The sequence below is a fragment of the Streptomyces sp. NPDC040589 genome, assembly GCF_055594445.1.
The window spans coordinates 254,318-267,223 of the sequence record NZ_JBVIWP010000010.1 but is presented as its reverse complement, the minus strand read 5'-3'; the positions used below and the strand labels follow the sequence as shown (position 1 = coordinate 267,223).

General features: G+C 70.8%; 10 protein-coding genes. 6 read left to right on the top strand and 4 right to left on the bottom strand.

Annotated elements, in window-relative coordinates:
* Window positions 1-42 precede the first annotated feature (42 nt).
* Both ACZ58V_RS34705 and dnaE read right to left on the bottom strand, forming a co-directional pair.
* Entirely contained in the window at window positions 43-348 is a 306-nt protein-coding gene (locus ACZ58V_RS34705) for a DUF6300 family protein (protein WP_471295122.1), read from the bottom strand.
* Window positions 345-3,941 carry a DNA polymerase III subunit alpha gene (gene dnaE / locus ACZ58V_RS34700; RefSeq protein WP_471295119.1) on the bottom strand — a complete coding sequence of 1,199 codons (3,597 nt, stop codon included), beginning with the start codon at window positions 3,939-3,941 and terminating at the stop codon, window positions 345-347. Before dnaE ends, ACZ58V_RS34705 begins: the two co-directional genes overlap by 4 nt.
* Window positions 3,942-4,105: 164 nt before the next feature.
* Between dnaE and ACZ58V_RS34695 the strand changes: the two genes are divergently transcribed.
* A complete protein-coding gene (locus ACZ58V_RS34695; protein WP_468193740.1) occupies window positions 4,106-5,047 on the top strand; it encodes a LysR family transcriptional regulator in 942 nt (313 codons plus the stop codon).
* Window positions 5,048-5,054: 7 nt separating this feature from the next.
* Here ACZ58V_RS34695 and ACZ58V_RS34690 read toward each other — a convergent pair whose 3' ends face one another.
* Window positions 5,055-5,909 carry a helix-turn-helix transcriptional regulator gene (locus tag ACZ58V_RS34690; RefSeq protein WP_471295116.1) on the bottom strand — a complete coding sequence of 285 codons (855 nt, stop codon included), beginning with the start codon at window positions 5,907-5,909 and terminating at the stop codon, window positions 5,055-5,057.
* 158 nt (window positions 5,910-6,067) lie between these two features.
* Here ACZ58V_RS34690 and ACZ58V_RS34685 point away from each other — a divergent pair, with 158 nt between their 5' ends.
* On the top strand, window positions 6,068-6,838 hold the full coding sequence (locus tag ACZ58V_RS34685; RefSeq protein WP_471295113.1) for an SDR family NAD(P)-dependent oxidoreductase: 771 nt from the start codon (window positions 6,068-6,070) through the stop codon (window positions 6,836-6,838).
* Window positions 6,839-6,955: 117 nt separating this feature from the next.
* Window positions 6,956-7,711, top strand: a complete 756-nt coding sequence (locus ACZ58V_RS34680) for an SDR family NAD(P)-dependent oxidoreductase (protein WP_468194576.1) — start codon at window positions 6,956-6,958, stop codon at window positions 7,709-7,711.
* A gap of 37 nt (window positions 7,712-7,748) precedes the next feature.
* Here ACZ58V_RS34680 and mshD read toward each other — a convergent pair whose 3' ends face one another.
* Window positions 7,749-8,675, bottom strand: coding sequence for a mycothiol synthase (mshD, locus tag ACZ58V_RS34675; protein WP_471295111.1), 927 nt, complete (start codon window positions 8,673-8,675; stop codon window positions 7,749-7,751).
* 155 nt (window positions 8,676-8,830) lie between these two features.
* Here mshD and ACZ58V_RS34670 point away from each other — a divergent pair, with 155 nt between their 5' ends.
* The 3 genes from ACZ58V_RS34670 to ACZ58V_RS34660 all read left to right on the top strand — a co-directional run bounded on the left by ACZ58V_RS34670 (window position 8,831) and on the right by ACZ58V_RS34660 (window position 12,899).
* A complete protein-coding gene (locus ACZ58V_RS34670) occupies window positions 8,831-10,654 on the top strand; it encodes a bifunctional metallophosphatase/5'-nucleotidase (RefSeq protein ID WP_471295110.1) in 1,824 nt (607 codons plus the stop codon).
* Window positions 10,655-10,712: 58 nt separating this feature from the next.
* Entirely contained in the window at window positions 10,713-11,948 is a 1,236-nt protein-coding gene (locus ACZ58V_RS34665; protein WP_468193753.1) for an LmeA family phospholipid-binding protein, read from the top strand.
* Between the two features lie 141 nt (window positions 11,949-12,089).
* Window positions 12,090-12,899, top strand: a complete 810-nt coding sequence (locus ACZ58V_RS34660; protein WP_471295108.1) for a hypothetical protein — start codon at window positions 12,090-12,092, stop codon at window positions 12,897-12,899.
* Window positions 12,900-12,906: the final 7 nt, after the last annotated feature.

Here is a 12,906-nt window from a genome sequence, read left to right as displayed (position 1 = left end):
GCACGGCTGCCCGCAGCCAGGCCGGGCCGGCAACGGTGGCGGCTACAGGTCGCCGGACCGCCAGCGGTTCTCTTCCGCGTCGAGGGCGGCGGGGTCGGGCGTGCGGTGGCGGACGGTGGCCAGCCAGTCGTCGACGGCGTCCGTGAGGCGGGTCGGGGGCGGCGGACCGTCCTCGGCGAGCAGGGCCAGCAGCGCGGACGCCGCCGGGTCGTCCGTGTCGCAGGGCCCGCACAGCACCGACTCCCTGAGCCCTTCGACCCGTTCGCCGGAGCTGTTGTGCCAGCTGTGCGGATAGCGCGCGGCCAGTAGCGCCGGGGCCGCGCAGCGGGCGCAGACCAGAGGCGTCACGCGAGGCCCACCCAGGCCTCCGCCCCGAACGTGCCCTTCACGTCCGAGGCGACGGTCGTGGGGTCCACCGTGGGGTGCAGGGCGTAGACGGTCGTCCTGCGGGTGCCGCGGACCCGGAGACGGACCGGGGCGTCGCCGGGATGGTCGGTGAGGATCCGCTTCAGTTCGTCCACGGACTGCCGGGTGATCCGGTGCGCGGGCAGGGCGAGATGGACCGGGGGCCTGCCGTCCTGCTCGGCCAAGGACACGTCCAGCACGGCGAGTTCCCTGCCGAAGAGGCTCAGGGTGCCGTCACGGTCCTCGATCCTGCCGCGTACGCAGACGACGTCGTCCTCGGCCAGGGCGTGCTGGACCAACTGATAGGCCGCGGGGAAGAACAGCACCTCGATACCGGCGTCCCGGTCCGTGAGGTGGACGACGGCCCAGGCGTTGCCCTGCTTGGTCACCTTGCGCTGGACCCCGGTGATCAGCCCCGACAGCCGTACCTCCCCCGAGGTGCGGCCGGAGGCGAGGAGCTCGGCGATGGAGCAGTCACGGGCGGCGGCGAGGATCCGCTCGGCACCGTCCAGGGGGTGGGCGGAGACGTACAGGCCGAGCATCTCCCGTTCGGTCGCGAGCAGCTGGCGGCGCGGCCACTCCTCCTCGTCGACGGGGAAGTCCAGCCCGAAGGCCGGGGTGTGCGCAGCGGACGTGCCCAGTCCGGCGAACAGGTCGTCCTGGCCGAAGCTCGCCGCCTTCTTCACCGGGATGACCGCGTCGATCGCGGCCTCGTGCACGGCGGTCAGGCCCTTGCGGGAGTGCCCGAGCGAGTCGAAGGCGCCCGCCTTGACCAGGGACTCCACCGCCCGCTTGTTCAGCGCGGGCAGACCGGCCTTGTGCAGGAAGTCGGAGAAGGACGTGAACCGCCCGCTGCCGCGACGGGCGTCGACGACGGCCTCGATGACACCGTCGCCGACGTTGCGCACGGACCGCAGACCGAACCGTACGTCGTCCCCGACCGCGGCGAACTCCGCCACCGACTCGTTCACGTCGGGCGGCAGCACCCGCACGCCGTTCGCCCGGGCGTCCGCGAGGTAGAGCGCGGCCTTGTCCTTGTCGTCGCCGACCGAGGTGAGCAGGGCGGCCATGTACTCGGCGGGATGGTTGGCCTTGAGGTAGGCGGTCCAGTAGGAGACGAGACCGTACCCGGCCGTGTGGGACTTGTTGAAGGCGTAGCCGGAGAACGGCAGCATCACGTCCCACAGGGCCTGGACCGCCTCGTCGGAGTAGCCGTTCGCCCGCATGCCGCCGTGGAACTTCTCCCACTCGGCGGCCAGCACCTCGGGCTTCTTCTTGCCCATCGCCCGGCGCAGCATGTCCGCGCCGCCCAGGGTGTAGCCGGCCAGTTGCCGGGCGATGGCCATGATCTGCTCCTGGTAGACGAGCAGATGGTGGGTGGAGCCGAGGATCGGGTCGAGGGCCTCCTTCAGCTCCGGGTGGATCGGGGCCGGGGCCTGCTTGCCGTTCTGGCGCAGGGCGTAGTTGGTGTGCGCGTTGGCGGCCATCGGGCCGGGCCGGTACAGGGCGTTGGCCGCGGCGATGTCCTCGAAGCGGGTCGGTGCCATCAGCTTGAGCAGGGCGCGCATGCCGCCGCTGTCGAGCTGGAAGACGCCGAGCGTGTTGGCCTCGGCCAGCAGCCGGTAGGTCCGGGCGTCGTCCAGCGGGATGACGACGGTGCCCGGGTCGCCGTCCCCGGGGTCGACGGTGGCCAGCCGGATGCCCCGGTTCTCCCGGACGTGTCCGATGGCCTGGTCGATGACGCCCAGGTTCCGCAGCCCCAGGAAGTCCATCTTCACCAGGCCCATCGCCTCGCACGACGGGTAGTCGAAACCGGTGATGCGCGCCCCGTCGGAGGCCCGCAGATGCAGCGGGATCCGGTCGGTCAGCCGGGTCTTGGACAGGATCACCGCGGCGGCGTGCACCCCGGTGCCGCGCGTCAGGCCCTCCACGCCACGGGCCGTGTCGATCACCCGCCGCACGTCCGCCTCGCCGTCGTACAGCTTCCGGATCTCACCGGCCTCCGGGTAGCGAGGGTGGGAGGGGTCGAAGATCGCGTCCAGCGGGGCGGGTTTGCCGTTCTGGTCGGGCGGGAGCGCCTTGGTGATCCGCTCGCCGTGGGCGAAGGGATAGCCCAGGATGCGTGCGGAGTCCTTGATGGCGTTCTTCGCCTTGATCCGGCCGAAGGTGTTCACCAGCGCCGTGTACGCGTCGCCGTACTTGTCGATGACGTAGCGGACCATACGGTCGCGCTGCCGGTCGTCGAAGTCGAGGTCGACGTCGGGCGGGTTGATGCGCTCGGGGTTCAGGAACCGTTCGAAGAGCAGCCCGTGCTCCAGCGGGCACAGTTCGGTGATGCGGGTGGCGTACGCGACGAGGGAGCCGGTGGCCGAGCCTCGGCCAGGGCCGAGCGGGATGCCGTTGGCACGGGCGTACCGGCAGATGTCGGCCACGACCAGGAAGTACGAGCTGAAGCCCATCGGCCCGATGACCGCCATCTCGGTTTCGAACCGCTCCAGGACCCGCGCCGGCACCGGATCCCCGTAGCGCAGGGTGAGGCCCGCCAGGACCTCCTTCCGTAGCCACGACTCCTGCGTCTCGCCCTCCGGCACGTCCGGAAAACGCGGCATCTCGTCGACCTGGTCGAAGACCTCGTCGTACGACTCGACGCGCTCGGCGATCAGCAGCGTGTTGTCGCAGGCCTCGGGGAGGTCGGCGAAGAGGGCGCGCATCTCGGCGGCCGGCTTCAGGTAGTAGCCGGAGCCGCTGAAACGGAAGCGACGCGGGTCGTCCTTGTTCTTGCCGACCCCGATGCACAGCAGGTTGTCGTGGGCCTCGGCCTGGTCCTCGGTGACGTAGTGGGCGTCGTTGGTCGCCAGGAGGGGCAGGTCCAGGTCCCTGGCCAGGCGCAGGAGCCCGTCCCGGACCTCGCGTTCGATGGCCAGGCCGTGGTCCATCAGCTCCAGGAAGTAGTTCTGCCGGCCGAAGATCTCCTGGTAGGCGCCCGCGGCCGCCCTGGCCTCCTCGTACTGCCCGAGCCGCAGCCGCGTCTGGACCTCCCCGGAGGGGCAGCCGGTGGTGGCGATGATGCCGTCCGGCCGCTCGGCGATCAGCTCACGGTCCATACGCGGCTTCCCGGCCGGGAACTGGCCCTCGTAACTGGCCTGCGTGCTGAGCCGGAACAGGTTCCGCAGACCCCCGGCGTTGTACGCCCACATCGTCATGTGCGTGAAACGGCCGCCGCCGGACACGTCCTTCGAGCCCTCCCCGTCCTCCCCGACGGCCCGGCGACCGCCCGGCCCCCAGAACTCCTGCCTGCGCGAGAACCGGGAGGAGGGCGCCACATACGCCTCGATACCGATGACGGGCCTGACCGTCTCGAAGCCCTTCGCGGTCTGCGCGAACTCGTGGGCCCCGAACATGTTCCCGTGGTCGCTCATCGCGATCGCGGGCATGCCCTGCCGGGCCACCTCGGCGAACATCGGCCTCAGCTTCTGCGCACCGTCGAGCATCGAGTACTCGGTGTGGTTGTGCAGGTGGACGAAGGAGTCCGGCATGTGGGGCGCACCTCCGAGAACGGGGCAGGTTCTGATACAACTAATGGTTGTTCATGCCGCTTCCATGGAGGCGGCTACTCATCAAAACGAACCCGTCACCCCGGGATCAAACAACCGACACGCGTATACTGAACAACCTCTTGTTGTGTGACTAGGCTGTCGACGTGGACCTCAAAGCCGTACGAGCTTTCGTCGCGATCGCCGACTCCGGGCAGTTCCAGAAGGCCGCCGTGGATCTGTCCCTCACTCAGCAGGCCGTCTCCAAACGGATCGCCGCGCTGGAGAAGGGCCTCGAGGTGCGGCTGCTCGTCCGTACGGCCCGTGGAGCGGAACTCACCATCGACGGGCAGGCGCTCCTGCCGCACGCCCGGGCCCTGCTCCAGGCCGAGGAGCGGGCGGTGGCCGCCGTGCGTCCCGGGGACCGTGCGCTACGCGTGGACGTGGTGGGGCGCCGGGTCGCCACGGCCGGACTGGTACGGGACTTCCACCGGGCGCATCCGGAGATCGCCCTGGACGTCGTGACGCTGTTCGGCGCCGCCGATACGGCGGTGGCCGCCGTGCGGGACGGCGCCGTCGATGCCACGTTCCGTGCCGTCACCATGCCCGGGCACCGGCTCCCCGACGGCATCGAAGCCGTCCCGGTCCTCGACGAGCCGCTGCGCCTGTGCGTCGGCCCCGACCACGAGTTCGCCCGTGCCGCCTCGGTGACACCCGCGCAACTGGCCGGGCACCGGATCTGGATGCCGGGCAACGTGCCCGGCACGGAGTGGTCCGCCTACTACGACGAACTCGCCGCGGCCTTCGGCCCCTCCCTCGACACCATCGGCCCCAACTTCGGCATAGAGGCACTCCTCGACACCATCGCGGGCTCCCCGGACCTGGCGACCTTCCTCAGCGAACGCACCCCACTCGTCTGGCCGACCGACCACGACCTGCGCCTCGTCCCCGTGCGTGACCCGATGCCGGTCTACCCGCACTCACTGCTCTGGCGCACGGACAACCCCCACCCCGGCCTCGCCGCCCTCCGCGACCACCTGCTGGCGACGCGCCCGCGGTTGACCGAGGGGGCTGTCTGGCGACCGTCGTGGGCTGAGTCTGTGCGGTGAGCGGAGGCTAGCCCCGCCCTTGGGAGCGGGGCTGGGACGGACGCCGGGTGGCGTGGAGGGAGCCGAGGAGGCCCAGGGCCTGGGCGCTGGAGCTGCCCGGCTCGGCGTGGTAGATGACGAGCTGCTGGCCGGGCGCGTCCCGTACGTCGAACGCCTGGTAGGTAAGGGCGAGGGCGCCGACGTCCGGGTGGAGGAGGTGCTTGGCGTCCCGGGTCTTGCCGCGCACGGTGTGGGCGTTCCACAGGCGGGTGAACTCCGTGCTGTGCTCGGTGAGGGTGCGGACCAGTGCCCGTAGCCGGGGGTCGTTCGGGTCGAAGCCCGCCGCGTGGCGCAGGTTGGCGACGGCGGCCTGGGCAGCCCGGTCCCAGTCCGTGTAGAAGTGCCGGCCCGCGGGGTCGAGAAACGTCATACGCGCCAGGTTGTCCGCCGGGTCGAACGGCGCGTAGAGGGCGTCGGCCAGGGCGTTGGTGGCGAGGATGTCCAGGGTCCGGTCGAGGACGAAGGCGGGGGTGTTCGGGTAGCCGTCCATCAGCTGCCGCAGCGCGGGGCTGACCGAGTCGGCGGTGTGTACGGCGACCTGGTCGCCCGGAGCGGCCCCGGCAAGCCGGTACAGGTGCGCGCGGGCATCCGCGTCGAGCCGCAGCGCGCGGCTGAGGGCGTCGAGCACCTGGGGTGAGGGGTTTCGTTCGCGCCCCTGCTCCAGGCGCGTGTAGTAGTCGGCGTTCACTCCGGCCAGGACGGCGACCTCCTCACGGCGCAGTCCGGCGACCCTGCGGGTTCCGTAGCTCGCCATGCCGACGTTCTCCGGCCGCTGATCGGCGCGGCGTGCGCGGAGGAAGTCGCCCAGGTGGTTGTCAGCCATGCGTCCAGGCTAGGCGTGAGGTCCTGGGCGCTGCCTGGGTGTGCCGCACCCAGGCGGCGTGCGGCCTGGGCGATGGCCCGTGACCTGCCCACTCTCGGTGGAGAACGACAGACGCGAAGAAACGCGCTGATCGAAGGAACCGAGGAGAGGAGCCCGCCATGACCGGGACCGCCGACGGCGACCGGCAGAGCGCCGAATTCGCCGGGAAGGTCGCTCTCGTCACCGGGAGCGCGCGGGGCGTGGGCAGGGAGACGGTGGCGCTGCTGAACGAGCGCGGCGCCCATGTCGTCGCCGTCGACCTGCGTCCCGAGAACGAGAACCTGCCGGAAGAGTTTCCGGGCGTCCTGACGGTGACCGGCGACGTGACGCGTGAGGAGACCGCCGTCCGGGCGGTGCAGACCGCCGTGGACGCCTTCGGCGGGCTGGACATCCTGGTGAACAACGCCGGGCTCACCCTGAACAAGCCCGTCACCGACACCACCGCCGAGGACTGGGACGCGGTGATGGCGGTCAACGCCCGCGGTTCCTTCTTCTTCGCCCGCGAAGCCTTCCGGGCCATGAAGGTCCGGGGCGGTGGAGCCATCGTCGGCACCGGCTCCTACACGTGCACGGTCGCCTTGCCCGAAGGCGCCGCCTACAGCGCGTCCAAGGGGGCTCTGGCCCAGCTGACCAAGGTGCTCGCCGTCGAGGGCGGGCCCCTGGGCATCCGCGCCAATCTCGTCGCCGCGGGCGTCGTCGAGACCGACTTCCTCGACACGTTCCGTTCCGACAGCCGGGCGTATCTGGCTTCCTTCGCCGATGCGCAGCCCTTGGGACGGGTGGCACAACCCGCGGAGATCGCCGAGGTCCTGTGCTTCCTCGCGTCACCGCGCTCGAGCTTCGTCACGGGAGCCGTGGTCGCCGCGGACGGCGGCTTCACCGCGCTCTGAACCAGCACATGACACACCAGCACGTAGGACATCCAGCACACGGGACATCCAGCACCCGGGACATCCAGCACCCGGGATGTCCGGCACACGAGACAGGGACGCGAGATGAGCACCGCCATGACGGGACGACTGGCAGGCAAGACAGCGCTGATCACCGGCGCGACAGGTGGCATCGGCCGGGCCACCGCGGAGTTGTTCGCCCGGGAGGGAGCGCGTCTCCTGGTCACCGACGCCGCCGCCGACGCCGCGGCGGACCTCGCGGCACGGCTGCGGAGCGGCGGCGCCGAGACGGTGGGCATCGGCCTGGACGTGTCCTCGGCACAGCAATGGGGAGAGGCCATCACCCGGGTCGAGCAGCACTTCGGGCGGCTGGACGTGCTGGTGAACATCGCGGGCGTCGTGGACTGGCCCGGTGTCGAGGACACCGATCGCCAGGCGTGGGACCGGGTGATCGCGGTCAACCAGACAGGGACCTGGCTGGGCATGAAGGCGGCGATGCCGTTGCTGCGCGCGAGTGGCAACGGCTCGGTGATCAACACCTCGTCCGTCCTGGGGCTGATCGGCAGCGGGGCAGCCGCCGCGTACCAGGCGTCCAAGGGAGCGGTACGCCTGCTCACCAAGACCGCCGCGGTGGAGTACGCGACGCGGGGTGTTCGCGTGAACTCCGTGCACCCGGGTGTCATCGCCACCCCGATGATCCAGGAGATCCTCGACGCGGAGGGGGATCAGCAGCCCGATGTCGCGCGGACCCCGATGCGGCGGGCCGGCCGCCCCGAGGAGATCGCTCCCACGATGCTGTTCCTGGCCGGCGACGAGTCCTCGTTCGTCACCGGGGCGGAGTTCGTCGTCGACGGCGGACTCACCGCTCACTGATCCGCCGGCTCACCGGTCCCGGCCTCGCCCGGCTCCCTCAGGTCTCCGTCCGGTACATCAGATCCACCTCGTGCGTCTCGAACCCCAGCCGCTCGTACACCGTCACCGCCGCCTTGTTGTCGGCGTCGACGTACAGCATCGCCGTCGGCAGGCCCTGCCCCGCCAGATGCCGCAGGCCGATCGTCGTCAGGGACTTGCCGAGGCCGCCGCCCTGGGCGCCGGGGCCGACGCCGAGGACGTAGACCTCGCCGAGGCCCTCCTGGGCGTGGACCTTGGTCCAGTGGAAGCCGACGAGTTCGTCGCCGCGGAAGGCGAGGAAGAAACCGGCGGGGTCGAACCACGGCTCGGACTTGCGGTCGTCGAGATCCCGCTGGGTGAGGGAGCCCTGCTCGGGGTGGTGGGCGAAGGCGGCGGCGTTCACGGCGAGCCAGGCCGCGTCGTCCTGGCCGGGGACGAAGGCGCGGACGGTGACGCCCTCGGGGAGCACCGGCTCGGGTGCGTCGAAGCCGGTCAACGGGCGTCGCATCTGGCGCAGTTCACGGAACAGGGTCAGGCCCAGGACCTGCGCGAGATGCCGGGCGGCGGAGTGGCCGCCGTGCGCCCAGACCCGCAGCCGCTTGCCGGAGGCGGCCAGCAGGGCGGAGCCGAGCGCCCGTCCGTGCCCGTGCCCGCGATACCCGGGGTGGACGACCAGCTCGGCGGCCGGCGGCTCCACCGGGTCGGTGTCCTCCAGCTGGGCATAGCCGACGAGTTCGCCGTCGACGGTGAGCAGCAGATGCGCCACGCCCTCCCGCTCGCCGCCGCGCAACTGCAACCGGCCCTGTTCGGACACCGCCTGCTGCCCGTCGGTACCGGCGGCCTCGGCGAGCAGTCCGAGCACGGCCTCGGTCTGCTCCGCGGAGAGCGCGGCAAGGGTCTCGATCGAGCGGGGGCGGCCGGGCCGTACGGTGTCGTCGCTGGTCATGCGTACGAGGGTACGGCGCCCCACCGGCAAATCGGCGGCAAAGAAGCAACTCAGATGTAACCACGAAACACCTGTCGCGCTACGCGCGTTGACTCTAGGCTGCGCCGGACGACATCACTGTCCAAGCAAGCAGCAGCAGACCCACAGGGGGGCGTATGCCAGCCACTTCACCGGCACCGGTGCACCGGGAGCGCCGTAGACGTCGTACGAACCGTTTCGCCGCTCTCGCCGCCGGTGTCGTCACCGTCGGCGCGCTGGCCGCCGCGGGGCTGCCGGGGTCGGCGACCGCCGGCGAGGACCACCGCAAGGGCGGTCACTGGCCCGGCCGCTACCAGGATGTCCAGCTGCTGTCGTTCAACGACCTGCACGGCAACCTGGAGCCGCCGGCCGGTTCTTCCGGCCGGGTCACCGAGCAGCAGGCGGACGGTACGACGAAGACCATCGACGCGGGTGGCGTGGAGTACCTGGCCACGCATCTGCGCGAGGCCCGCAAGGGCGAGAAGTACTCCGTCACCGCCGCCGGCGGCGACATGGTCGGTGCCTCCCCGCTGATCTCCGGGCTCTTCCACGACGAGCCGACCATCGAGGCGCTGAACAAGCTCGACCTCGACGTCACCTCCGTCGGCAACCACGAGTTCGACGAGGGCGCCAAGGAGCTGGGCCGTCTGCAGAACGGCGGCTGTCACCCGAAGGACGGCTGCTACACGGACAAGAAGTTCAAGGGCGCCGACTTCCCCTACCTGGCCGCCAACGTCCTCGACGAGAAGACGAAGAAGCCGATCCTCAAGCCCTACTGGGTGTGGAAGAAGAAGGACGTCAAGGTCGGCTTCATCGGCGTGACCCTGGAGGGCACTCCGGACATCGTCTCCGCCGAGGGCGTCAAGGGCCTCTCCTTCAAGGACGAGGTCGAGACGATCAACAAGTACGCCAAGGAGCTGCGGAAGAAGGGCGTGAAGTCGATCGTCGCCCTCATCCACGAGGGCGGCTTCCCGGCGTCGACGTCGTACAACTACGACTGTGACTCCCCGGGCGCCGGCGACGGCATCTCCGGGCCGATCGTCGACATCGCCAAGAACGTCACGCCGCAGGTGGACGCGCTGGTCACCGGCCACACCCACAACGCGTACGTGTGCAGCATCGACGACCCGGCGGGCAAGCCCCGCATGGTCACCTCGGCCGCGTCCTTCGGCCGCCTCTACACCGACACCACGCTGACGTACGACCGCAAGACCGGCGACATCGCCCGTACGGCCGTGAAGTCGGCTAACCGCGTGGTCACCCGGGACGTCCCCAAGGCGCCCGACATGACGCAGCTGATCAGCAAGTGGAACACCCTGGCCGCGCCCATCGGCAACAAGCCGATCGGCTACATCTCCGGCGACATCGGCAACACCGGCAGCGAGTCCCCGCTCGGCGACCTGATCGCCGACGCCCAGCTCGCGTACGGCAAGCAGCTCGACCCGGAGACCGACCTGGCGTTGATGAACCCGGGCGGTATCCGGGCACCTCTGACGTATGCGGCCAAAGCCGGTGAGGGCGATGGTGTCGTGACCTACGCGGAGGGCTTCACGGTCCAGCCGTTCGCCAACACCGTGAACCTCCAGGACTTCACGGGCGCCCAGCTCATCCAGGTCCTCAAGGAGCAGGTGACCGGCCCGAACGCGGCGGCGCCGAAGGTTCTCCAGGTGTCGTCCGGCCTGACCTACACGCTGGACCTCACCAAGTCCGGCGCCGACCGGGTGGTCACCGACTCGGTCAAGCTGGACGGCAAGGCCATCGACCCGGCGGCCACGTACCGCGTCGCGACGAACAGCTTCCTCGCGGGCGGCGGCGACGGATTCCCGACGCTGGGTCAGGGTACGAACGACGTCGTCGGCCTCGACGACCTGGCCGCTCTGGAGCAGTACCTGACGGCCAACTCGTCGGCCGGTAACCCGATCGCGCCGCCCAATGCGGACCGCATCACGATCGTGAAGTAAATCGCATAGGTGGGGTTCAGGTTGCGAGGTGGGGCGGTGCGCATGGTCGGATGAGACGATGCGCACCCCCCACCGCATGGACACGCACCATTCCGACGACCGCTCCGAACAGCCCCACAACCCCTACGACGAACTCGGCGCCCTCGACGACGGGCCTCTGGAGGCGACCCCTCTGCAGGACTTCCTCGGCGAGGACGCGGAGCAGCGGGACGAGCAGGAACCGGAGTGGTCGCCGCCCGCTCACCGTCGCGGCGGCCGACGTCGAAAGAATCGTTTCGCCGGGCTGCCGCTCGCGGTGAAGGCGGTGGTGGGCCTGGTCGTTCTCGCCTCGTTCGCCGCCCTCGGTGACCGCTGGGCGGTGCTGTACGCCGAGCACAAGGCGGCGGGCACCCTCAAGGACCGCCTGGACCTGGCCGCCGCGCCCGAGGTGGAGATCGGCGGCTTCCCCTTCCTCACCCAGCTCGCCGACAAGCGGCTGGAGTCGGTGAAGGTGACCGTCCCGGACGTCGCCGCGGACCGGGTCTCGCTGGCGAAGGTGTCGGCCACGGCCCATGACGTACGGCTGAACGCCGACGGCCTGACCTCCGTGCGCGGCGCCGATGTCCCCCGGTTCGACGGGGACGTCTTGCTGTCCTTCGAGGACCTCAACCGCGAACTCGGCGCCTCCCAGGTGACGTTCACCGGCGAGGGCCGGGACCGGGTGCGGGCGCGCGGCACCCTGCCGGTCGCCGGGCACAACCTGAAGCTGCGGGCCGAGGCCCGGATCCAGCGGCAGGGGGAGCGGGGCATCGCCACGGAGATCGGCGGCATGCGCCTGGACATCGGGGACCTGGCCACCTATCGCCCCGGCAAGCGCGCCTCGGAGGGACTGCATCTGACGCCCAAGGCGTCCGCCGACCTGGCCCGGGAGACCCAGAAGGCCAAGGCGCTGCTGTCGGTCCCGGCCATCGTGCAGCGCATGGGCGTGCCCGAGACGACCGTGAACCAGGCCCTGGCCGACGACGGCAAGCTCGCCGAGCTGACCGGCTCCCCGCGCTTCGCCCGCCAGGCCGAACGCCTCAACCTCATCGACCTCGCCCTGAACAACCCCGACGTACTCAAGCGCCTGGGCCTCGACCCCGGCCTCCTCACCGAGTTGTCGGGCCTGACCCGCCCGGTCCTGGCCGACCGTCTCGCGCTGGCGTTCGAGCTGCCGAAGCCGGAGCAGGGGGACGTAGAGCTGGAGGACGTACGGGTGGAGGAGGACGGCATCCGGGTACGGCTGTCGGGCTCGGGGCTGTCGGTGGGCAGCTGAGCCGCGCCGGATTCGAAGCCGCCCCGAGGGCTTTTCGCGCAGCGCGATGTGCCCGGAAGTCTGGCCCCCGGGCGCTGTCCGCACCCCGCGATCCCCGGGAGACTGGGCCGGGCGCACCGGACCGAGACGAGGATGATGCGGATGCACAGGCACGGTAGGTCCCCGGAATCCGAGGCGGACGCGCGGGCCGGACACCCCCACCGGCCCCTGCTCCGACCGCATGAGGACGAACCCCGGGCGGCCCGGCTGGCAGCCGGCGGGCAGCTGACGCCGGACGCGGCGATGTCCCTCCAGCGCACCGCCGGCAACGCCGCGTTCGTGGCCGTTCAGCGCATGCCCCAGGGCGGCAACGGCGAGGGCCCGGCCGAGGAGAAGCCCATGGACGGGCTGAGCCGGTTGCGCAGGGCCAACGAGCGGGCGGGGAAACGTGGTCAGACGGCGCCCGTGTACGGACCCGGGCAGAGCCCCTTCGGCCCGTACACGGTGAACAAGGGCCGAGGGGCCGGCCCGTACATCACGTCGAACAAGAAGACCCAGCACCCGGGCAGCGAGGACCTCGGAACCACGTACAACGAGCTGGTCAGGGCGCTCGACGCCGAGCACCTGCCGGTGGTCTCGGCGGCGGCGCGCGGCGAGGAGCCGGACCAGGACATCGTCAGCACCATGAGTGCGACGCAGCGACGGGCCGCCGCCATGCTCTACGGGGTCATGACGGAGTCCGAGGAGCGCCGGTTCCCCGGGGCGGGCAAGGCCATGCGCGGTGCCCTGACGAAGCAGGGCGACCCGTACCACGAGGCGGAGGAGTTCGACGAGGACTTCCCGATGGCCAAGGAGAAGGGCGCGCAGTACTACCGGGAGGTGCTGGCCGGGAAGAAGCAGCTCTCGGACAAAGCCCGCAAGAACCTGGAGGACATGTCCTCGTCGTCCTCGGACGGAGAGAAGTCCTCCTGAGGTCGAC